20 protein-coding genes are annotated in these 21121 nt (G+C 53.4%); 12 read left to right on the top strand and 8 right to left on the bottom strand.

Going from position 1 to position 21121, the window contains the following annotated elements; translation table 11 throughout:
* Positions 1–15: 15 nt before the first annotated feature.
* The gene (locus ACR0CG_RS18845; protein WP_170510369.1) at positions 16–669 is read right to left on the bottom strand and encodes a hypothetical protein; all 654 of its coding nucleotides are present in this window, start codon (positions 667–669) and stop codon (positions 16–18) included.
* Positions 666–1076: a hypothetical protein gene (locus tag ACR0CG_RS18840; RefSeq protein WP_170510372.1), complete on the bottom strand. Its 411-nt coding sequence runs from the start codon at positions 1074–1076 to the stop codon at positions 666–668. The genes ACR0CG_RS18845 and ACR0CG_RS18840 overlap by 4 nt, the downstream gene beginning before the upstream one ends.
* Before the next feature lie 389 nt (positions 1077–1465).
* Between ACR0CG_RS18840 and ACR0CG_RS18835 the strand changes: the two genes are divergently transcribed.
* Entirely contained in the window at positions 1466–1819 is a 354-nt protein-coding gene (locus tag ACR0CG_RS18835) for an HNH endonuclease (RefSeq protein WP_170510376.1), read from the top strand.
* A gap of 211 nt (positions 1820–2030) precedes the next feature.
* On the opposite strand, the gene ACR0CG_RS18830 is transcribed toward ACR0CG_RS18835, so the two are convergent.
* Both ACR0CG_RS18830 and ACR0CG_RS18825 read right to left on the bottom strand, forming a co-directional pair.
* Entirely contained in the window at positions 2031–2612 is a 582-nt protein-coding gene (locus ACR0CG_RS18830; RefSeq protein ID WP_170510379.1) for a hemerythrin domain-containing protein, read from the bottom strand.
* A 30-nt stretch (positions 2613–2642) separates the two neighbouring features.
* Positions 2643–2981 (bottom strand): hypothetical protein, encoded by a 339-nt coding sequence (locus ACR0CG_RS18825; RefSeq protein ID WP_170510256.1) that lies wholly within the window; start codon positions 2979–2981, stop codon positions 2643–2645.
* Between ACR0CG_RS18825 and ACR0CG_RS18820 the strand changes: the two genes are divergently transcribed.
* Positions 2878–3558 (top strand): ParA family protein, encoded by a 681-nt coding sequence (locus tag ACR0CG_RS18820; protein WP_170510382.1) that lies wholly within the window; start codon positions 2878–2880, stop codon positions 3556–3558. The two genes, ACR0CG_RS18825 and ACR0CG_RS18820, sit on opposite strands and share 104 nt — an antisense overlap.
* 8 nt (positions 3559–3566) lie before the next feature.
* Positions 3567–3869 carry a hypothetical protein gene (locus ACR0CG_RS18815; RefSeq protein ID WP_170825237.1) on the top strand — a complete coding sequence of 101 codons (303 nt, stop codon included), beginning with the start codon at positions 3567–3569 and terminating at the stop codon, positions 3867–3869.
* A gap of 453 nt (positions 3870–4322) precedes the next feature.
* Here the strand turns inward: ACR0CG_RS18815 and ACR0CG_RS18810 are convergent, their stop codons facing one another.
* A complete protein-coding gene (locus tag ACR0CG_RS18810) occupies positions 4323–4721 on the bottom strand; it encodes a hypothetical protein (protein WP_170510388.1) in 399 nt (132 codons plus the stop codon).
* Positions 4722–5273: 552 nt separating this feature from the next.
* Here ACR0CG_RS18810 and ACR0CG_RS18805 point away from each other — a divergent pair.
* Positions 5274–6401 (top strand): AI-2E family transporter, encoded by a 1128-nt coding sequence (locus tag ACR0CG_RS18805; protein ID WP_170510391.1) that lies wholly within the window; start codon positions 5274–5276, stop codon positions 6399–6401.
* Positions 6402–6482: 81 nt separating this feature from the next.
* On the opposite strand, the gene ACR0CG_RS18800 is transcribed toward ACR0CG_RS18805, so the two are convergent.
* On the bottom strand, positions 6483–7436 hold the full coding sequence (locus ACR0CG_RS18800; protein WP_170510394.1) for a helix-turn-helix domain-containing protein: 954 nt from the start codon (positions 7434–7436) through the stop codon (positions 6483–6485).
* Positions 7437–7796: 360 nt separating this feature from the next.
* On the opposite strand from ACR0CG_RS18800, the gene ACR0CG_RS18795 reads away from it, so the two are divergent.
* From ACR0CG_RS18795 to ACR0CG_RS18775, 5 genes are all read left to right on the top strand, one after another.
* Positions 7797–10040 carry an arylsulfatase gene (locus ACR0CG_RS18795; RefSeq protein WP_480440539.1) on the top strand — a complete coding sequence of 748 codons (2244 nt, stop codon included), beginning with the start codon at positions 7797–7799 and terminating at the stop codon, positions 10038–10040.
* A gap of 100 nt (positions 10041–10140) precedes the next feature.
* Complete coding sequence (locus tag ACR0CG_RS18790) at positions 10141–11712, top strand: DUF1214 domain-containing protein (protein ID WP_170469318.1); 1572 nt, start codon at positions 10141–10143, stop codon at positions 11710–11712.
* 37 nt (positions 11713–11749) lie between these two features.
* Complete coding sequence (locus tag ACR0CG_RS18785; RefSeq protein ID WP_480526806.1) at positions 11750–13750, top strand: DUF3604 domain-containing protein; 2001 nt, start codon at positions 11750–11752, stop codon at positions 13748–13750.
* A gap of 105 nt (positions 13751–13855) precedes the next feature.
* Positions 13856–15319, top strand: coding sequence for a sulfatase-like hydrolase/transferase (locus ACR0CG_RS18780; protein WP_170510400.1), 1464 nt, complete (start codon positions 13856–13858; stop codon positions 15317–15319).
* Positions 15320–15377: 58 nt separating this feature from the next.
* Positions 15378–16184, top strand: a complete 807-nt coding sequence (locus ACR0CG_RS18775; RefSeq protein ID WP_170510403.1) for a hypothetical protein — start codon at positions 15378–15380, stop codon at positions 16182–16184.
* A gap of 235 nt (positions 16185–16419) precedes the next feature.
* Here ACR0CG_RS18775 and ACR0CG_RS18770 read toward each other — a convergent pair whose 3' ends face one another.
* Positions 16420–17247, bottom strand: a complete 828-nt coding sequence (locus ACR0CG_RS18770) for a YihY/virulence factor BrkB family protein (RefSeq protein WP_170510406.1) — start codon at positions 17245–17247, stop codon at positions 16420–16422.
* 534 nt (positions 17248–17781) lie between these two features.
* Here ACR0CG_RS18770 and ACR0CG_RS18765 point away from each other — a divergent pair.
* From ACR0CG_RS18765 to ACR0CG_RS18755, 3 genes are read left to right on the top strand one after another with little or no spacing between them, the layout of a single operon-like run.
* Entirely contained in the window at positions 17782–18036 is a 255-nt protein-coding gene (locus tag ACR0CG_RS18765) for a hypothetical protein (protein ID WP_170486474.1), read from the top strand.
* 10 nt (positions 18037–18046) lie between these two features.
* Positions 18047–18508, top strand: a complete 462-nt coding sequence (locus ACR0CG_RS18760; protein ID WP_170510409.1) for a hypothetical protein — start codon at positions 18047–18049, stop codon at positions 18506–18508.
* A gap of 15 nt (positions 18509–18523) precedes the next feature.
* Positions 18524–19420, top strand: coding sequence for a YegS/Rv2252/BmrU family lipid kinase (locus tag ACR0CG_RS18755; protein WP_170510412.1), 897 nt, complete (start codon positions 18524–18526; stop codon positions 19418–19420).
* A gap of 3 nt (positions 19421–19423) precedes the next feature.
* Here the strand turns inward: ACR0CG_RS18755 and cls are convergent, their stop codons facing one another.
* Complete coding sequence (cls, locus tag ACR0CG_RS18750; protein ID WP_170510416.1) at positions 19424–20830, bottom strand: cardiolipin synthase; 1407 nt, start codon at positions 20828–20830, stop codon at positions 19424–19426.
* Positions 20831–21121: the final 291 nt, after the last annotated feature.

Raw genomic sequence — 21121 nt, 5'->3', positions numbered from 1 at the left:
TGACATTTCGTCAAACTAAACGATCTGATTGTCGAGCGTCCAGTTCATCGGTGATCTTGATTTTTTTCGAAGGCGCGCTCGATACTCCAGCCACATACTTTCATCTTGTCCGGCGGCAAACGAGGCTTCCCGAAGCGCCCTTTCAAACGGCTTGAGATCCAAGGCTTGCCTCTCCCTTTCGAGCGCCCTGTAAACCTGTTTGTTAAACTGACCGGGCACTACGGTGTGACCAAGCGTAAGTTCGCACAAACGGGCCACTTTTTCGTTTCGCAGCTTGGTGAACCGGCTGCTCAATATCCGACCGGTCTCCACATCAAGTTCAGGGAACGCAACATGCCAGTGTGTTTCGTTTCCGACGCCTGATTGCCGGGGCTTCAAATGCTCAACTATGGATGCCCGGTTTCCAGATGTGATGGAGACACCGAACTCTCGACAGATTTCAGCAAACACCATTGCGAATTCCTGCTGACTCATCGGTTCATTTGGCGAGATCACAAAATGCCGAACGGAATATTGTTTGCCAGAAATTCTGGAGATTTCGCCCAATAGCTTAAGATCTTCGGGGCACCCGCGGATCCATGCGGCGATTTCGTTGTCCGAAGGCTTTGCAAGATATGCAGCGATCCGGCCGGAATGTGCAGTTGGGATGCGTGTTGATTTGATAATCATGATCGCTCTCCCAAGATCTGTGCTCGGACAGCATCAACGTCTCGTCTGATTGCATCGATACGTTCGCCTTGCTCGACAACTTGGTCAGCCCTGAGCGGATTGAATGTGTGCGCCTCAGACAGATTGCGCGATATGTATGACAGATTCATTCGGACATCGATCAGAAGCCCTAGGACCTCAATGGCGGCTTTGATGTCTTTAATGATGGGCTTCTTTCGTGGCGGCTTACGAGGTTTGGTTTCAGGCAGCGCGCCTTCAAAATTTAGGGCTCGCGACAAGACAAGGCGCGCATACGCTGTTGTGGAGATGCCCTCAGTTTCCGCTCCTTCTGTCAGCAAATCGTAGAGATCTTCAGATACCCGCATCCCCACCATTCTTGTTTGTCTTTTTGTCCTCCTGTTGGCCATTTTCACCCTCCAATTTGATAGCAGCACGACTTGCTATGGCGTGCGCAAATTGGAGATGAGCGGAGGTATGCAAAGAGCAAGCGGATCGGACCCTAGCCAACCCTCGGAGTGCCTGCCTGCTGTTTCCCGGGGACTTTTCAAAAGCAAATCGAATTGGAAGCCTTTGCTTCGCGCTCCCCTTCGTCAGCCCACAAAGGTTCGGCAAGGGATTGACAGAAACAGTTACCAATCTCAGAATATTCGCGTGGGAAGTCATTCAGATGAATGGCTTGCTTTTTTAGCTTTGCCCATGGGGAAGAACTAAGGCGTTGCTCAATCAAGACTGCGCCTGTGAAGAGTACAACACCTTCGCGCCCAGTTCTCGACTTTGTCGAAACGCGAGGCACGAAATGTGTAAGAAACTACGAAAAATCAGAGATCGAAAATTCGTCGAACAGGGTAGCCTATGCTTCTACTGCAACCAGCCGATGTGGGCGGGAACACCGAAAAAATTCCAGATCGCGCATTCCATCTCAAAACGCCAGGCTGATTGGTTTCAATGCACCGCCGAGCACTTGATGGCAGCGGCTGAAGGTGGTGCAGATTCTCCTGCAAACATCGTTGCAGCATGCAAGTTTTGCAACTCAATGCGCCATCGAGCCAAGCGGCCTCTTGCACCAGATAGCTACAAGGCGAAGGTGCGGCGAAGACTGGACCTGGGGCGCTGGTTGCGGCTAACTAAGAACATGTCACCCGAAGTCTAATGCCTACTGACATTCGTGATTGTCGCTCGCGCGAACTCAACATAATCGGCCCGCGCAATCTGACTGACAACAACGCGCCAGCTAGATGCGTGATACAGTAAACTGGTTTTGACCCGGCAACAGTGCTGCACAAGCCAATCCTGCTCGACCATAGACTCCTGAAAAGCCAAAGTGGCGTTTAACATGCGATTTGACTGAAACAGAAAATCCTTCAAATGGTCCCAAGATAGTACCCGATGGCCTCCGCCAATTCAGTTTCCTCGTAGCCGAAGTGGGAACGCACGACCTCTTCCAATTTTCGAAAGATGGCCGCCGCCTCATCAAAATTGGTCTGTGAGGGGGCTTCTGACAAAACATGGGCGGCGTGACTGAGGCGCATGATTAATTCATGAACCACCTCATGCTCCGCCTTGAGCTTGGCGACAATTTCCCGGAACTTTCCGCCGCCAGCCGCTTCAATGCGGGGGAACATGTCTGCGCTTTCTATGTCGTGGTGAAACTTCAGAACTTGGCATTCCCGTCCACATAGTGATCCAAAAACACGGAAGTTCTCAGCCATGTCGAGTGAAAGAACAATCTGTTTAAGGTTTTCGGGCGGAGCGTTCCCCGCCTCAATACGAGCTAGTACAGCGCCGATCTGAGCGATTTCCATCAAATAATGTCGGTGGATTGCGGCCAACTGCCGGCCCTGACGACGGTGATTATCTGTTGCCTCTGCAATAGCCGGAGCCTTAGGCCGACCAGGTTCGTTCAAGGTCAATTCATGCAGCGATAGCTTCGAGAGATCAGTCATACGCCTTACATTGGTTCGACATGGCTCAAATCAACAAGGCCGTTTAGAAACGCGCCACCCTGTCACAAACAAGTGACGCCCACCGATGGCCTCAGAACTCTTGTGATTGCTTTGGAAACCCAGAATTTCGAACACTTCTTGTTCCTTCAAAATCCTTTTCTTGCCTTCGCGATCCTTCCCCAGCAATCCAAATCCATTATCCTTAAATCTTTCAGAAACCTTTTTTTGGCAATCTTTCCGAAGCAATTTCATCAGGAGAATTCGATTGCCAACCCTTTCATTTTGTTCACCCAAAGGCGGCTGTGGGAAAACCACGGCCTGTATCTTGACCGGCCTGGAGGCAGCAAGGTCCGGAATGTCCGTCTGCATTTTGGACACGGACCCCAAACTCTGGTTGTCGCAATGGGCTAAGGCCAAGCCGTTGCCTGAAAATCTTAAAGTAAAGCAGGTAGAACAGCGCCAGCTTACCGAAGCAGCCTTAGCTGCGGCTGATCACTACGACTATGTCCTGGTCGACGTAGAAGGATCAGATGACGCATCCCTAATTGATGCCGTACTGGTCAGCGATCTGGTTATCGTACCGTCAAAAGTGTCCCGCCTGGACGCCCTCGCGGCTGTGCAGGTCCTCAAGCAGGTTCGTCAGAAAAGCCTGGTATTGAAACGCGAAATCGCGGCTCGGGTTCTGCTCAGTCAGACAGAAGCCGGAGCGGTCGAGCATCGCATTACCGGGGAAATCAAATCGATTTTGCAACAGGCAAATGTGCCAGTTTTTGCAACTCACTTGGCTAGCCGACCGATTTTTCAAGCAATGACCAGTCTAGGTGGAGACTATTTGGATTTGCCGAAAAGGTTCCAAGGATCTTCACCGAAAACGGCACATGCGAACGTCGCCGCTCTGGCACAGGAAGTCTCGGCTACGCTCTCAGAAATTCTCCAAGCAGCATAAGGAAAACAATGATGGACAACGCAAAACAAAATCTCATGCAAGGTGTCGGCGATGTTAACAAAGTCGAGCAAGGTGACTTGGGTTTCCCCCGGGGCTCAACCAGCAAATCTGGCCTGGTAGCCCAACCAGAGATGAGCCCAAGTAAACGCAGGGCTGCTGCGCGTACGCAAAAATTGTCGGTGAGTGTAAATCCAGATCTCTATGCCGCTTGGAACGCGATCCGAGAGGACAAAGAACAAGCGGTTGTGCGAGCCGTTGAGCTGTCTCTGATCGCCTACCTCGAGAAACACGGACAAACGTTCGATCTGTAACACCAGCCCCCAAAAGCCCGGCTCCCTGCCTTCGTTATGTGGGGAGCCGTGCTGTTTTCTGGGTCTCTTATTTTTCCCGTGGCCCCCTCTTCTTTTTGGTGCTGACCTCTCTTTTTTCAAAAAGATTAGGAATCCGGTTTTGAGCGGCGTGAATTCAGTGGATTTTTAATATTAATTATTTTATATCAATGGCTTATATATTGACTCGGCCGCACTCATGGGATAGAAAATGCGCATCCAAAAACGGGAGGGAACGACATGTTCCATTTCATCAAAGAGGCTTACCACCAGTTGCACATTGCAGCTGTCATCATTCATGTTTCGCTCGTGATCGGCGAAGTGTATCATCTGATCCCACACGCGTGACCAGGAGCAAATCATGCAATTTTTGGTCTATCAGATAAGTGAAAGAGCCCTGTTCCGAGCGCTGGTATCATGAGCCTGCGCTGTGGCTCACATTGCAGCTCTTGAGAATGTCGCCCTCGGAACGGGCGGCTTTTTTGTTTTCAGAAGGGTCAGATGAAAATATTTGGCGTCTTCGTCATCTCGGCACATCCATGCCGCCGCAGCATATGTTTCCTCGCGGATCTTCATAAACCCAAATAGATGCGGATCTGTGTCCCTTTTTCGAAGCTTAAGGACATCCAACTTTCCGCGATTGCTTTCGCCGATTTGCTTTCCCATTTGGCTGATTTCGAGCCATAAGGCGCCGTCGGATTTCGAGTAGATCTCAAGTTGACCGAGCAGAAGAAATCTACCTCCATCGATCTTACCGACAGCGCTCCAAACCGGTTGGTCGGGCTCGCTGAGAATGATGTCTCTGTACAATCTGAAGCTATTTTTTCCAGGCATTTGGGGCCCCCTTGCAAAGGTAGGTGTGCAAGCGGATGCAATGGGCAAGTTGGGGGGCTATTTCGGTAGATTGGGCGGATTTCGGTCATTAGCTGCGTCTGCGAGGTGGTACGGGTTTCTCATCTTAAGCAGACATCCAAAATGTGCAAAAGTCCGAGGCAACTTAGCACTGCCGAAAGTTGGGTTCGAGTCCAGACCTGCCACCAAAAGTCGAAGGCATGCTGCACTTGCGTTCGGCAGGTCGCAGCCCAAAGCCGTCATTGCCCGAAGGCGCTTTGACCGGCAAAAAACCTTCGCTAGGAATTTGGCCAAATTCGAAATCTGTGAATAGCCGACGTTGTTGTCGGTATCTCTTGCGCGAATCCTATGAGCTGGAGGTTCGTTTTCATGGAACTTGGCTTCTCGGAAAGATAGTTTCACCAGCTAAAACTTGCACCGAATGTTTATGGCGTTTCTACTGCGGCGGAACACCAGATCAACGTGCGGCGTTACATGACCTCTGACAACTTGAACAGGACTCTCATCTCGAATTGGTTCTTTGCTCTGGGGACCATGGCTTTTTTGATCTGTTTCTTGTGGTTTGGGCGCGATTTTCTGATTCCGTTGGCGATCACAGGGCTTCTGTTCATTCTTTCTTCTGCGCTCGTGGACAGGATCCAGCGCACAAACCTGCTTGGGTGGTCTCCTCCAGGCTGGCTGGCCCAACTCCTCAGCATCATCGTGATAGTGGGGGCGCTGCTGGTCCTTGGGCTGATCGTCTCCTCCTCGGTGGACGACGTACAAGACGCACTGCCCAGGTATCAGGAACGGTTGATGAGCCTGACGGAGAAACTAGAAGGGTTTCTGGGTCCCAAAGTCGTTGAAGCTGGTCGCCAGGCAGCTGAAGACATCGAGATAGGGTCTTGGTTAGGAACGGCTGTGGGGCAGTTTGGAGGCGCAATGTCGACAATCGGTCTCGTCGCGCTGTACCTTGCTTTTCTGATCGGCGAACGTCTGGCTTGGGTCGACAAATTGCCGAGGCTGGTTGCGACTGAAGAAGGAACCCGTCGCGCCCGGAAAGTCCTGCACAAAATTTCAGTTGGCGTGAAACAGTACATGTGGGTCAATGCTGTCACCAGCGCCATGAGCGGCGGAGTTGCCTTTGTCATTTTTTCATGGGTCGGCCTTGATTTCGCACCGCTTCTGGCACTGACCGTATTCGTTGCGGGGTTCATCCCTAATATCGGCGCATTTATTGGGATCGCGCTTCCATCTCTTGTAGCCTTGATACAGTTCGATAGCCTTACGCCTTTCCTGATCGTACTATTTGGATACGGCGCTGCTGATCAATTCATTGCCAACGTGATACAACCTTCGATGCAGGGCAAGTCCCTCAACCTCAGCACATTCATGGTAATGGTTTCGCTGACGTTCTGGGCAACGATTTGGGGCGGTGTGGGAGCATTTCTGGCAATACCGATGATGGTTGTGACCATGGTCATCTGTTCGGAAATCCCGGCCACCCGTTGGATCGCTGTTCTGTTGTCCAGCGACGGTCAATTGCAAGATGGAAAAGAGTCCGTCGAACTAGACGAACAGACCGAATACGCGAGTGTCCGTCGGTCGCCTCTCTCAACGAAACAAAAGCTAGAGGAAGAGGCTAAGCAGTTGCGGGCCGAGTTCGAAAACAGAGACGGTTAGGTTCAAAACTTCAAACGCCATTACTGCCAAACTCAATACAAAGTGCATAATCTCAAAGCCGCTTGAGCATAGACAACAGCCTTAGTTCATCCGATGGGTGTGCGAGGGCAAGTGTCCGAAAAGTTGTTTGTATTGATTGCTGAAATGTCCGAGATGCAGGAATCCATGTTCGGCGGCGACACGCTTGATCTTGGTTTCCATCGGGTCTGAGTTTTTGAGGACTCTGTAGACTTGGTTCAGCCGAACGCGACGCAGCCAAGTTGCGGGCGAAATCCCGGCTACATCCTGGAAAGCGTAGTGTAACGAGCGAAGGCTAATCCCCAAATTTGTACAAATGTCAATCAGCCCGAGGACCTCTGGAAAATCAGCTACGGCAAGGTCTGTTGCTTTTTGAACGATAATGCCCTGTTTCGACGGCGGAGAAGGAACCAAGAATTCGTTGAAGGATTCTAACAATGTCCACAAGAACTGTTTTTTGAATTGGTCTACTTGAGCAGCATACACGGCATGGTCTTTTGGGGAACAGGATTTAGTTTTTTGCAGAAGGCTTAGGCCCCCGCGTTTGATCCTATCGGCCTTCGCCTGATTCAATACAAGGTTTCCATGGAGTCGGTGAGATAAGTCAATTCCCCCGGAAAGCGCGATCAAAATCGCCTGAACCTCTTCCATGGGGAATGATAATACTAAGCTGTCCCAAGTGTCGTCGGAAACGAGTTGAGCCTCTAGATAAGGCGACTGCATTACAACTGAGGTTTGCTCAACACTGCTGCCGAGCCAATTCACAGAGTTCGTAGACCCCAGCGGCAGTGCAAAGCCATACCCACCCGGAATGCCAACACCTCTGTACCTCATTTTGCGCCCCCACTTCTCGCGCATCACTTGAGTGGTGCCAACTTCCGTCAGTTCCATGCTCCCGAAAAACTGTCCCGGTGATAGCTGAGTGTACTCCTGGTCCCACGCCGATGCAGCCTCTTGCAGGTCCTCGAAATCGGTCGTTTCGTAGGTCGAGTGCTGCATGAAAGGCAGAGTCTTCAATGGTCTCGCTCCTTTTCTCAACTATTTCGAAACCGAAATAAATTTGCATAAGAGAATACTCGAAAGGGTGAATTTCTGAAGCCCGATTGCACTTTTGGGATAATAAAAGCTGCTGCGTGCCCGGTTCAGTCTGTGCATCATAGGGGGATTACGGATCCGGTGATGTTCCCTGAAGGAGTCAATTTTTCCGACCCAGATAGCCTCGGCGACCAGAACCGACAGATCAAGAAATTAGGAGGCAATCTAATGAAAGCTGGGTTCATTTGTTTGTTAGCTGGGTTACTCACGTTGGGTGGTCTGCCTGCTGCTGTGCAAGCAGACGACAAAGACCATTGGGACCGTTCCGTTTTACCGATACCCATGACCGAGTTCCGTGGTCATGCCGGGTTGCGAACCAACGAGTCGACGTTGGATTTTCCAAGACAGGTTACGGCCCCCAAAGGCGCTCCGAACATTCTCCTGATCATGCCGGATGATGTGGGCTTTGGGGCCAGTGTGCCATTCGGCGGGCCGGTTCCGACGGAGGCGTATGAGCGTCTGGCACAGGATGGGCTGCTGTTCACGCAGATGCACACCACGGCACTGTGTTCCCCAACTCGTTCTGCGCTGATCACCGGTCGCAACCACCATTCCAACGCCACCGGTGTGATCATGGAACTGGGAACCGGATTCCCGGGTTACAACTCGCTGATGCCGAAGGAGAACGGCTCCGTTGCCGAAATCCTAAAAGGCAACGGCTACAATACGGCTTGGTACGGTAAGAACCATAATGTGCCGGATTGGCAATCCAGCCAGGCCGGTCCGTTCGATCTGTGGCCAACAGGGCTGGGCTTTGAACAATTCTTCGGCTTCATCGGCGGCGACACCAGCCAGTTCACGCCGGCAATCTTTGAGGGCACCAAACCGGTCGAACCACCGAACACCGAGGACTATCACCTCGACGAGGATATGGCCGACCGTGCGATCAACTATATCCGCGAACAACACGCGCTGGCGCCCGACAAACCCTTCTTTGTCTATTATGCTCCGGGAACGAGCCACGCGCCGCACCATGCGCCGAAAGCATGGATCGACAAGTTCAAAGGTCAGTTTGACATGGGCTGGGATTCCGTCCGCGAGCAGACCCATGCCAACATGCTGGAAATGGGGATCATTCCCCCAGGCACAAAACTGACTGAACGCCCAGCGGATATTCGCGCCTGGGATTCACTGACGACCCAGCAGCAAGAGCTCTACGCCCGTATGATGGAAGTCTACGCAGCCGCGCTGGCGCATATGGATCACCAGATCAACCGGATCCTGGATGCGGTCGAGGATACAGGCGAATTGGACAACACGCTGGTCATCTACCTAATGGGCGACAATGGAGCGAGCGCCGAGGGCAGCCCAGACGGTCTGTTGAACGAGATGACCATGTTCAACGCCATCGAAGTGCCTTTCGAGGACACCTATGCACGGATGGACGAGCTGGGTGGGCCGAATACCTTTGGTCACTTCCCGGTCGGATGGGCGCACGCTATGGATACGCCGTTCCAGTGGACCAAGCAGATCGCCAGCCACTTTGGCGGCACACGCAATAGCATGATCATTCGCTGGCCTGCCAAGATCGAAGGCAAAAGAGAAGTGCGTGACCAGTTCCACCACGTGATCGATATCATGCCGACCATTCTGGAGGCCGCTGGCCTGCCGGCACCGCATTCGATCAATGGTGTGGCGCAATCTCCCATCGAAGGCACCAGCATGATGTATGCATTCAACGATGCCGAAGCCCCATCGACCCGTCGCACGCAGTACTTCGAAATGTTCGGCAACCGTGCCATATACAATGATGGTTGGGTCGCGGCGACTACACCGTTCGACGTTCCTTGGGCCAGTCTGAACAGACCTAGCGATGTAATTAATGACTGGGAGTGGGAACTCTACCACGTGGCCGAGGACTTTTCCCAGTCCAACAACGTGGTGGATCAGTACCCGGAAAAGCTGAAAGAACTACAGATCCTGTTCTACGGCGAGGCGCGAAAATATGATGCCTTCCCGATTGATAGCCAACGCAAGCCGCGACTAGACGTGGCCCTTCGCCCCAGCCTGACTTTGGGTCGCGATACGTTCACGTACTACGACAACATGAAGCGTATACCTGAAGGCACCGCGCCTGATTTCAAAAACAAGTCGCACACGATCACGGCGCATGTCGAGATTGGCGAAGGGGACACTGACGGCATGCTGGTGACTCAAGGCGGTCGTTTTGGTGGATGGGCGCTCTATGTGCTCGACGGCAAGCCGGTCTACACATACAACGTTGCCAATCTCGAGCGGTACAACATCGAAGGCGATGTGCTGGCACCGGGCAAACATGTTATTCGCTACGATTTCGAATACGACGGCGGCGGGCCTGGCAAGGGCGGCACCGGCAAGTTGTTCGTAAATGACACTCTCGTTGGTGAAGGCCGGATCGACCGCACCATGGGTTTCCGCATTTCGCTGGACGAGACCTTTGATGTTGGCTCGGACGCGGGTGAGCCTGTGAGCGAAAGTTACCATGTGCCGTTCGACTTCCCGGGTGGGATCGAAAAGGTTGTGGTCAACCTTGATTTGGGCGGCTGATTGATCAGGCACCCGCCCGAAAGAAATGCATCTCTTGGGCGGGATCTTATTCCTTGGCCAGTCAAACTGGCCAGTTGCCCCTTTGTTGGAGGTTTAGATTATGAAAGCTAAAATCTTATTGCTGGTGTCGGCTCTCACGAGCTTTGCCTTTTTGGGCACACATGCAGTAGCCGAAGAGATGCGGCTGTCTGACATTCAAAGCGATGACGAGTTCTCCGCAGCGATGCCGGTCACGGGATCTGTCGAAACCTTCTTTGGTGATTTTGATCTCGAACACAGTTTTCCAACGGAAGAATCTGCTGCTCGGATTTATGAGTTGATCGACCACCAACGAGCCGCACAGCTGTATCTGTGGGCCTTGCCAATCGTAGCGCAGGAACGGCTTGCCCAGAATTACTTCAACAACTTCGACTTTGACTACGGTGATTTCGTACGGATCGAGTCGTTTAACGAGCGTCGCGGATACCTGACTGCGAACGAAACTACAAACTACGCCTTGGGTCTGCTCAACACTAAGGGTGCCGCGACTGTGCTGGATGTCCCGCCGGGGATCGTCATCGGCATGGTCATCGACATGTGGCAGGAATCTCCGACGGATATTGGCATCTTCGGACCGTTTGAAGGCAAAGGCGGCAAGCACGTCATTGTAGGCCCGAACACGCCACAACACATGCGACCCGACCAGAAAAAGCTTGGCGATGACTTCCAGGTTCACGAGATCGGAACAGACCGGGCCGTCGTTCTGGCTAGAGTGGCCGGAGCGGATGTGGATACAGTGCAGAAAACCTGGAACCAGATTCAGATGTATCGCTACGGTTCCGAACCGGCCACGACGGTTCACCCCGGCGGGGACAAGTTCCTTCCGACGATTCAGCCTCGTGGCATGGCATTCTGGAAAGTCCTGCACGCCGCTATCAACAATGAGCATCTTGCCGAACGAGACCGCCTGTTCATGTATTGGCTGCGGTCTCTTGGCATCGAGAGAGGGAAGCCGTTCGAACCGAACGAACGTCAAACAGCGGCGCTGCTGGACGGGGCCAAGGTGGGCGAGATGATGGCCAAGTCCTTCGTGTTCAGCGAACGTCTGGATGGCGTTTTGCGAGAGTTCGACTGGCGCTACGTGCTCGGCGGGGAATGGGGTGACGGAATCAAGTACGATCAAAGCACTCAGAACTTTGACATTTTTGATCCCCGGGCCCGGTATACCTACGAGGCGCAATTGACCTCACCTTCGATGACCGTACCCCGGCCCGGGAAAGCGCAGGGATATGTCGCCAAGTTCGAAGACTCGAATGGAGAGCGGCTCAAGGGCGAACAGCGATATGTTATGCTGTTTGACCGAGAACCAAAGACAGACTTGTTCTGGTCGCTAACGATCTATGATCCTGACACACGTGTTCTTTTGGACAATCGCGGGCTTGAGTCTGGAGATGATGTGACCATCGACAGTCTCGAGCACAAACCGAGAAAGAACGAGGACGGGTCCTTTGCCGTGATGTTGGGGCCGGACGCCGCTCCGAAGGGGTGGGAAACCAACTATGTCCGTACACTACCAGGCCGGGGCTGGTTCCCGTATATCCGGGCGTACGGGGCACATGCCGAGTTCTTTGACGGCACCTACCAATTGCCAAACATCCACCGGGTAGAGAATTTCGACGAATACACGAAGTGATACAAAACTGCCGCCTGCGATAAGGCATCCGCCCGTCGTGGCACCGAAACTCGCGTACTTGAGCAAGAGACGCCACAGGAGAAATGTCACTAAGAAGTCCGAGGAGAATGCTATGAACAGACTGACTTCGAGCCTAGTTTCCTTAGGCCTTGTAGCAGGTTTAGGAACCGCAACTGCCGCACAGGACCGGGAAGAAGGTCTTGGCTACGGTACACTTGATCCCGCTGACGTCGGTGTGAACACCCCAGACTATTCACCTTTTGTCGACCAGCACATGCCTAATCAGGTGTTCTGGGGAGACACCCACCTCCACACGTCGTATTCCATTGATGGCGGTTTTTTTGGAAATACTTTGGATCCAGGCGATGCCTATCGATTTGCCCGTGGTGAAGAAATGGTATCTAGCACTGGTAGCCGCGTTAGGCTTCATCGGCCTCTGGATTGGTTGGTTGTGGCTGACCATGCCGAGTATTTCGGGCTGGCGGACATGCTGACCAAAGGCGATCCGGTCATTCAAGAAGATCCGGTAACCGCGCGCTGGTACAAGATGCGCCAAAGCGGCGATCCGGATCAGGGAATGCAAGCTTTCTATGAGGTTGTGGACTCCGCTGCCCGACTAGAAAATCTGGTCGAAAACCCTTCGATTCAGCGTACGGCTTGGGATAAATCAACAGCCTACGCTGAACAGTATTATGACCCCGGTGTGTTTACGTCGATCATTGGGTTTGAGTGGTCGTCCTCCTCTAACGGCAACAATCTGCACCGAGTGGTTATGTTCCGCGATGGTGCGGATCGCGCTGGCCAGATTATTCCCTTTGCAACCTTTGATTCGGACGATCCTGAAGACCTTTGGGATTGGATGGAAGCCTACGAGAACAACACAGGAGGGCGTACTCTTGCGGCCGCGCACAATGGCAATTGGGGCACCGGGTTGATGTTTTCTGACAACCGCAACAATGGCGAACCGCTAGATGAATCCTATGCTAGGAAGCGGATGCGCTTTGAACCGATCTACGAGATGACGCAGATCAAGGGGGATGGTGAAACTCATCCGGCCCTCTCGCCAGATGATCGCTGGGCCGATTTTGGCACTTGGGACAAAGGAGACCTTGGTGGGCGCAATCGGATCACGGAAGAGATGTTGCCGCATCAATACGCTCGATCTGCCTTACGACTTGGTCTGAGACATGAGGCAACCTTAGGCGCCAACCCGTTTAAGTTCGGCATGATTGGTTCGACTGATGCGCATACCTCTTTGGTCACTACCCGCGAGGACAACTTCTTTGGCAAAAACCCTCCGGCTGAACCGGATCCGGGTCGCTGGAGCCATGTCTTCATGAAGGGCGAACTGGAGGGAACCGATTACTACAACTGGGAAACTCTGGCTTCCGGCCTGACCGGTGTCTGGGCTCGCGAGAATACCCGGGAAGCGCTGTTTGACGCGATCAACCGCAAAGAAGTTTACGCCACTACAGGGTCGCGCATAACCGTGCGGGTCTTCGGTGGTTGGGACTTCAAAGTAGACGAGGTGGAACGGCCCGATTTCGCTGAGCGTGGCTATGCCGCAGGTGTGCCGATGGGGGGAGACCTGACAAATGCGCCAGCCGACGAGGCACCAACCTTCATGGTACGCGCCCTGCGTGATCCAGATAATGCGAACCTAGACCGGCTACAGATGGTCAAAGGCTGGCTTAATGCAGATGGGACAACCTCGGAAAAGGTTTACGACATGGCCTGTTCTGACGGTCGTACGATTAGCAATCATGCCTGCGACAGCGATGTTGGCAACACGGTGGATATCGCCAACGCCAGCTATACCAATACCGTTGGTGATCCGATGCTGGCTGTGGTTTGGACCGATCCGGACTTCGATCCTTCCCAGCGCGCCTTTTACTATGTTCGCGTTTTGGAGATCCCCAAGCCGACCTGGCAAGCTCATGACGCGAAGTATTATGGCATCGAAATGGCGCCAGAGGTTCCTATGATCTTGCAGGACAGGGCCTACACCTCGCCGATCTGGTACACCCCTGAAGGTTGAGCGCAAATGGAAGCGTGGGACAGGACCCGCGTTTCCGCCAGGATAGTGATGACAACTCTGTCGAGCCAGCGGCATCAACTTTTCAAACCTCAAAAGGGGAACACTATGAAACTGCGCTATGCGGCTGTATTTGTCGGGATTTTGTTTGCATTTGCCTCGACTGCTGCCATCGCTCAGCAACGTCTCAATGTTGTGTTGATGCTGGCCGACAATCTCGGGTTCGGTGATCTCAGTGTTTACAACGGTGGCACCCGGGGCGGGATGCGCACCCCACATATCGACCAGCTTGCCTCCGAGGGCCTGCGACTGACGCAATTCATGGTGGAACCGGGCTGTACTCCGTCGCGGGCGGCATTGCAGACCGGGCAGTATTCCATCCGCAACGGCATGTCCCTGGTGATCGCGCCCGGGGCCGGTGGCGGGTTGCAGGAAGATGACGTCACCTTGGGTGAGTTGTTCAAATCAGTCGGCTATGACACGACCTATGTCGGCAAATGGCACTTGGGTCCGCAGGCTGTCAGCCAGCCACAGAACCAGGGTTTTGATCAATGGCTGGTGGGATTTTCCGGCACGAGCGACAGTTCCGCCTACAGCACAAATATCAAGGCGCTTGGTATGTCGGATGCCGAAGCAGAGGCATACGGTGCGAAGATCATCGAGGCCAGGGGGCCGGGCGAAACCTCCTTTGTGCGGCCCTATGATTTCGAATACCGCAAACAGATCGAAGGTGACATTGCCACTACGGCTGCCGCCTACATCACGGAGCAAGCCAAGGCGGAGGCCCCATTCTTCCTGATGATCGGGTGGACCCGGCCACACTTCCCTAATGACACAACCGACGAATTCATGGGCATGTCTGGCGCTGGCAAATACGGCGACTCGGTTATGGAGTTGGACATTCGCACCGGCGAGGTTCTGGCTGCTATCGATCAGGCGGGCATCCGCGACAACACAATGGTAATCTGGATTTCGGACAATGGTGCGACGGTGACCGCAACGTCTTTGGACGAAGTGCATCAGGGCGACAACGGGCCATTCAGAGGGGAATTGGGGGACGCCTACGAAGGCTCAATCCGCACGGCGGGTATGATCCGGTGGCCGGGAGCAGTCGAACCAAGGGTCAGCAACGAGATGTTTGCCATTCACGACTTTTTCCCGACACTTGCCAACTTGATTGGCGCAGATATCCCAACCGACCGCCCCATTGACGGAGTGGACCAATCTGATTTCTTGCTTGGTAACTCGGACACATCGGCCCGCGAAAGTCTTATCACCTTCATCGGCGACCGCATCGCCGCCGTTCGCTGGAGGCAATTCCGTTTTTATCCGTTCGAAGTCGGGGTTACCGAAACCAACCCGGCTGTAGGCGGCTACATGGGTGCGATCACCGATACCGCCGGCTTCCCGCAGATTTTTAACATCGAAGCGGACCCAAAGGAACGAGTGAACTTAGCTCATGCCGGCGCAGGCTGGGCGATGGCGCCTTATCTGCAAATCATCAACACCTATCTCGCCACGCTGAAGGATCACCCCAATCCGTCGCCGCCGAATATGACGGACTTTAGGTAAATCAAACCCACAGCACTAAAACGGCGGCGTTTGTACCCTGTTGGAAAGGAATTGGTATATGACTTCTTCTAGGTATTTTTCAATTTTCAGGGTGTTGGTTCTTGCCACTCTGACTGCATTAGCTCTGCACTCGGAAGAAGCCGCTGCGCAGAACGCAGAAGCACAGGCAAACAACCCGCTGGCCGACATAACGGCGTTCAACATTCAGAACTACTACATCGACGAGTTCACCGGGCCGGGAAACCAATCGGGAAACCAGTTTGTATTGCGCTATGCCAAACCCGTGCAATGGGGGAATTCCAAATGGCTGATCCGCGCCTCGCTGCCGTACAACAGCTTCCCGGTCGGCACCGGGGGATCGACCGTCAATGGGATCGGTGATTTTGACATTTTTGCCGCCTACCAGATAGATACCGGCAACCCGGCAATCAGTTTTGCGGTAGGACCGGAGGTTGTCGCGCCAACGGCGACCGACAATCGGCTGGGATCGGATCAATGGCAGCTGGGCATCGCCAATGTCTATTTCAATGCCACATCGCCCAAGTTCCAGTACGGATACCTGCTGACCTGGCGTGGAGGGGTTGGCGACACCAAGGGCAAACCGCGGGTCAGTCTGGGTGCTTTTCAACCCTTTGCCTTCTACCAGCTAGGCAAAGGCTGGTACACCGGCGGCGCGCCGATCTGGACATACAACTTTCGCAATCACAACTATTCTGTCCCCCTAGGCATTCGCTTGGGCAAAGTCATCAAGCGTGACAAGACCGTCTTCAACCTGTTTGTAGAACCGCAATGGTCGGTTCGCGACAAGGGCGCTGGCCAACCAAAGATGCAGGTCTATTTCGCCCTAAACATGCAGTTTCTTTGATCCTCCAAACTTAAAAAAGAGAACTGCTTTGAACCGTCATAAGTGGTCTGTGAAAATCAGACGGCTGGCGAAATTGTATCGGACCACATTGGAAAGATACGAAATTGACGAAGCCCCGGAGTTTGACGGATCAGTTCAAAGCCAAAGTGACGATAGAAACGCTGCGTGGCGTGAAAAACGTGCTAGAGATCACTGCAAGCGTGTTGTCCAGGCGGGACTCGAATAGGTCGAAATGTCAGATGGAGCTTTCCGTTTCGGCATTCTGGGCATTAAATTCAGCGCCCAAAATGAACACGGCCGCCATAAAATACAAAAACACGATAGTCGCCATGATGCCGGAAAGCCCCGCATATGTTGCGCTGTAAGTTGATATATCACGAATGTAGATTGAGAACCCCCAGCCACAAATCCCCCACAATACGAGGGTCACAAAGACCCCAGGGAACACGCGTCTCAAAGGTCTGTGAGTTTGCGGAAGCCAAATGTGGCTAGCCGTGACTAGCAAGGTTAGAAACATAACTGCGATTGTTCCTCTGAGGATTTCGCTCGAAAACAACGCCGAATACAGTTCGGGTGCTGACTCTTCTACAAAGCTGAAAGAAGCCGGTAGTGCGACGGTCAGAAGACCCCCAAGGCTAAGAACGAAAGCTGCAAAAAGTACAAATAGGATGCAGATCAGGCGTGTGTACCACATCGGTCTGGTATCTGTTTCGTAGTATGCGCCTGAGACCGCTTTACGAATGGCGTCAATACCGTTCGAAGCAAAGAAAACGGCGAGGACAGCGCCAAAGGTAATTTTGGTCGTATCGCTTGCTTCCAGAACGGCCAAAATCTCGCGCTCAATTGGTTCCGCCAGGTCGTCAGGCCAAGCTCCAAGTACGAAATCTGCCAATTCCTGCGTGCTGATGTCGGCGTGGAGCTGCCCTGCGAGCGAAAGTGCAAAAATACAGAATGGGAACAAAGCCAGCAGCATTGACAGAGCAATATGACTGCTGTGCGCCCACCCATCGTTGCGGTCAAAGCGAACGGCTGTCGAAACCATCAGATGCAGAATGCGTTTCATGGGATCTATTCGGCTTATCCCTGTGCTGGATCACGCTGTCTCGTCGGGCACCCTTAGGTCCGTATCAACGAAAAGATTTCAGATGCTGTGTCTACGTTGATCGTCTGACCGGACAAAGCAAAGCTTTTTTCTGCGTCTTCAACAAGTTCAGAATAGTCCAGAGCAGCGCGATGGAGGAGCCCCAGACAAGGTGGTTTTTACATCTCCGTGTTGCGCCAATTTTCAGAAATTTCGACTGAACATCCTCAACAGGTTTGTGATTGGCAGACCATGGGTCTGGCTCAGGAGCTTTCCAAAGGACAATATGGACCCAGTGGACAGGATACCAACCAAGTTTTCCATTACACGAACCGAATAGCCATCTCACTTGATCCGGGACACTATTTGGCGTTGCATATTCAGCGTGTCCGCGGGGACAGTTTTTGCGCAAGAAGACTTTTTTGCCTTTCTGGGTGGTTCGAACAATTTGGACCTGGCGGGTTGAGGAATGTGTCCTTAGTCAATCGTTAAGTCAGCGTTGGAGGATAAGTCATAATGGCTACTAAAGCCGAGCTTGAGATGGAACTTGCAGCATTGCGTCAGCAACTGGCTGAGCGACCAGAGTTGGTTGCGGCCCCTGAATCGGAAGCCGTGGCAACCGAAGCCAAGGAAGAAGCGGCCGAACCCCCAAACTTGGAAAAGGACATCGCCGATCTCTTGGCCGAGTTCGACGACGTTCCGCACAAAAAGACGATACTGCTTGCGCTTGGAGTGTTTGCTCTGGGTTATTTGATCGGTCGCTCAAGATAGGAGACGGGATATGAACCGAATTTCAAGAAACATCTCAATCGTCCTGCGCTCCGAGCGCCTTATTGCACAGCGTCATCTTGCGGTGCTCCGACGGCAGACCGGCTTGATGGCAGCGGCGGGCATTGCCGCCGGGGTGGGTTTGATCATGCTCAATGTTGCAGCGTTCTTTGCCTTGTCTGACATGATTTCTCGGCCAGCGGCAGCACTGATAGTCGCACTAGTTAACTTGGCGCTTGCCATTCTTTTGGTAGCGCTTGCCAACAACTCGAAGGTTGCCGAGGAGATCGCCCCTGTGGCCGAGGTGCGCGACATGGCGCTGGAGGACATCGAAGCCGAATTGCGCGTTGCAGCAGAAGAAGCCAAGTCTGCCGCGGATGCGCTCAAGAAGATGGCGCGGGACCCACTCGGGACATTCGCTCCGGGGCTGGCGGGATCGGTTGCCAAAGCTGTGATCAAGAACCTCAAGACCTAAGCGGAGATTGGTAACATGGTTCGTAGCGCGCTGCTCATTCTTAACCGGAAATCCGCCGCCCGCCCTGACGTCAGAGCGGCGGTCCGGCCTCTGGAAAAGGAACTCGGCATCGAGGTCACTATCCCATGGTCAGGCAAACAGTTGCGCAAGTTGATCCGCAAGCGATTGGCTAAAGGGGTGACTCACTTTGTTGCAGGAGGGGGAGACGGGACGCTCAACGCTGTGACCAGTGCCCTGTTGCGGTGTGATGCGGGGCCGGACGTAACGATGGGGCTTATCCCCCTTGGCACCGCCAACGACTTTGCCAGATCTTACGGTGATGATGGATTGGATCTCACTACATCGCTAAAGCGGGCGACAACGGGTGAGGCAAGGCCAATTGATGTCGGGCTGGTCAACGGTCGCCCTTTCGTGAACGTCGCCAGTGGCGGCTTTGGGGCGATGATCACCGCGACGACCCCTAAGGAGGTCAAGAAACATCTGGGCGGTTTGGCCTATACTTTGACTGGTCTGGCCCGGCTTTCGGAACTGAAGCCGACACAGGCCCGGATTTCTCTGGATGGGTCAGAGCCGCATTCGGCGTCCATTTCCGCCCTCGTCATAGGCAACAACCGTTACGCCGGAGGCGGGTTTGAGGTCACGCCTGACGCTGACATGTTCGACGGGTTGCTCGATCTGGGGGTTTTGACAACCGATGGGCTGCTTCCGGAAAACCTGCCTTTCGGACGCTTGCCGGACTTGACCGACCCGATTGCAGGACTTGTTCAGCGCAGTCGTTTCAAGCAGGCGGTTCTGGAAACCGAAAAGCCGTTTCATTTGAATCTTGATGGGGAACCGATGGTGGACACAACGTTCGAAATCTCGGTTCTGCCGCGAAGGCTGAAATTCGCGCTGCCTGGCGCCTCTTCCTGACCGTCACAGCACCGGCGAGAACAGCCTTGCAATCGGGGCTCCGACGCGGATGTGCCGGGGCTGCTGTGTCAGCGTTTTGTTCAGAACAAATGACCTCTCAAAGTCCTTTTCCAACATGGAGGCGGTCGCCTTGGCAGCGCGGCTGTCGAAGAAAACGGCCATTGCCTCGAAATTCAGGCGGAAGGAGCGGTTGTCCATATTCGTGGTGCCAATCGCGGCCAGTGTATCATCCACGACCAAAGCCTTCTGATGCATGAAGCCTGATTGGTATCTCCAGACCTGCACACCAGCGTGCCGAATTTCGTCGAAATAGGCGAAGGCCGCAAGCCAGGGGATTTTGTGGTCGATGACCTCAGGAACCAGAATGCGTACATCAACCCCTTGCAGAGCGGCGTGCTTCAAGACTGTGAGCACATCGGCATCGGGTACAAAATAGGGCGAGGCAATCCAGATCCGTTTTTTGGCATTTGCGATGGCCGTGAAGAAGAACAGTGCGCCGGTTTCCATCTCATCCCCAGGGCCGGTTGGCACGATCAGGCCGGACATGTTTTCAGCCATGTGACCTGCCTCCCAGTTCATGTCCGGAATCAGGATTTCTTCGGTTGCCCAGTGCCAGTCTTCCACAAAAACAAGTTGTAATTGCGAAACGACCGGACCACGAAGTTCCACATGCGTATCGCGCCAGTCACCGAACTTCGGGTCTCGCCCCATGTATTCGTCACCAACATTCAACCCACCAGTAAATCCGACCGTTCCGTCCACGACCACAGTCTTGCGGTGATTGCGGAAATTGAGTTGAAACCGGTTTTTCGGCCCCCGCATCTGACTGGGATCCACCACGCGAACGCCGCCCGCACGAAGCTCGTTGAGATAGGTGTTAGGCAATTTGATGCTGCCGACCGGATCGCACATGAACCGAACCGTGACCGAGCGTTTTGCAGCGGCGATCAGGCGGTCCCGCAAAACCCGCCCTAGTTCGTCATCGTGCACAATGTAGAATTGAACCAGAATGTAGTTCTGCGCAGCATCAATGGCCTCAAAGATCGCATCGAATGTCTCGTTCCCGTCAATCAGAATGCGCATGTTGTTGCCACGCACCACAGGGAGTTCCGAAATTCGTTCCAATGCCTCGGAAGGAAACTCGGTGGGAACCTCAGGTGCATGGGCTTCGCGAAAAGTCTTGATGCCCTCGATCACCTCTTCGCTGTTTCGGCGCCCGGTCAGGTATTTACTGAACTTGTGATGACCCAGAAACAGATACAGCGGAACGCCCAGATATGGGGCGGTAACTAGGAAAACAACCCAACCTACGGCGCCTTGAGACGTTCGGGCCGATGAGATCGCCCGCCAGGCGAACCAGATGGCAGTGGCCTCCAGGAGGATCAGCAACAGGATCAGAATTGTAGACACAATTGGGCCCTCTTCAGCTTGCGCCAACTGACCGCAAGGTTTGAGGGTTGGACGTTCGGCGCGGAAAAATCAATTGAGACTGAGTATGCAACAGTGAGAAAATTCTGCCAATTATCGGAGCTTTTGCGAGGACATTTTTTTGGTCGGTGTACCCATTTCGGTTTTACCGAAAGTGTTAATCAGGTTCTCCAGAAAGAACTGGATTATTCGTAAAGAGTTTTGGATGCTATTTTTGAGAACGAAACAAGCGCTGGTTTGGGCTTACTTACTGCCTAGGTCAATGAAGAAAGG

The sequence above is a fragment of the Ruegeria sp. AB8 genome (assembly GCF_056542605.1).
The sequence above is the reverse complement of the archived record's forward strand: the minus strand, read 5'-3'. Positions and strand labels throughout refer to the sequence as shown.

What these genes read in the sequence shown, in the direction of transcription:
- ACR0CG_RS18795 (WP_480440539.1), top strand. Translation starts at nt 7,797, where the DNA reads ATGACCGAGTTCCGTGGTCATGCCGGGTTGCGAACCAACGAGTCGACG.
- ACR0CG_RS18755 (WP_170510412.1), top strand. Translation starts at nt 18,524, where the DNA reads ATGGTTCGTAGCGCGCTGCTCATTCTTAACCGGAAATCCGCCGCCCGC.
- ACR0CG_RS18845 (WP_170510369.1), bottom strand. Translation starts at nt 669, where the DNA reads ATGATTATCAAATCAACACGCATCCCAACTGCACATTCCGGCCGGATC.
- ACR0CG_RS18780 (WP_170510400.1), top strand. Translation starts at nt 13,856, where the DNA reads ATGAAACTGCGCTATGCGGCTGTATTTGTCGGGATTTTGTTTGCATTT.
- ACR0CG_RS18765 (WP_170486474.1), top strand. Translation starts at nt 17,782, where the DNA reads ATGGCTACTAAAGCCGAGCTTGAGATGGAACTTGCAGCATTGCGTCAG.
- ACR0CG_RS18775 (WP_170510403.1), top strand. Translation starts at nt 15,378, where the DNA reads ATGACTTCTTCTAGGTATTTTTCAATTTTCAGGGTGTTGGTTCTTGCC.
- ACR0CG_RS18790 (WP_170469318.1), top strand. Translation starts at nt 10,141, where the DNA reads ATGAAAGCTAAAATCTTATTGCTGGTGTCGGCTCTCACGAGCTTTGCC.
- ACR0CG_RS18770 (WP_170510406.1), bottom strand. Translation starts at nt 17,247, where the DNA reads ATGAAACGCATTCTGCATCTGATGGTTTCGACAGCCGTTCGCTTTGAC.
- ACR0CG_RS18840 (WP_170510372.1), bottom strand. Translation starts at nt 1,076, where the DNA reads ATGGCCAACAGGAGGACAAAAAGACAAACAAGAATGGTGGGGATGCGG.
- ACR0CG_RS18805 (WP_170510391.1), top strand. Translation starts at nt 5,274, where the DNA reads ATGGCTTTTTTGATCTGTTTCTTGTGGTTTGGGCGCGATTTTCTGATT.
- ACR0CG_RS18830 (WP_170510379.1), bottom strand. Translation starts at nt 2,612, where the DNA reads ATGACTGATCTCTCGAAGCTATCGCTGCATGAATTGACCTTGAACGAA.
- ACR0CG_RS18760 (WP_170510409.1), top strand. Translation starts at nt 18,047, where the DNA reads ATGAACCGAATTTCAAGAAACATCTCAATCGTCCTGCGCTCCGAGCGC.
- ACR0CG_RS18810 (WP_170510388.1), bottom strand. Translation starts at nt 4,721, where the DNA reads ATGCCTGGAAAAAATAGCTTCAGATTGTACAGAGACATCATTCTCAGC.
- ACR0CG_RS18815 (WP_170825237.1), top strand. Translation starts at nt 3,567, where the DNA reads ATGATGGACAACGCAAAACAAAATCTCATGCAAGGTGTCGGCGATGTT.
- ACR0CG_RS18825 (WP_170510256.1), bottom strand. Translation starts at nt 2,981, where the DNA reads ATGCAGACGGACATTCCGGACCTTGCTGCCTCCAGGCCGGTCAAGATA.
- ACR0CG_RS18835 (WP_170510376.1), top strand. Translation starts at nt 1,466, where the DNA reads ATGTGTAAGAAACTACGAAAAATCAGAGATCGAAAATTCGTCGAACAG.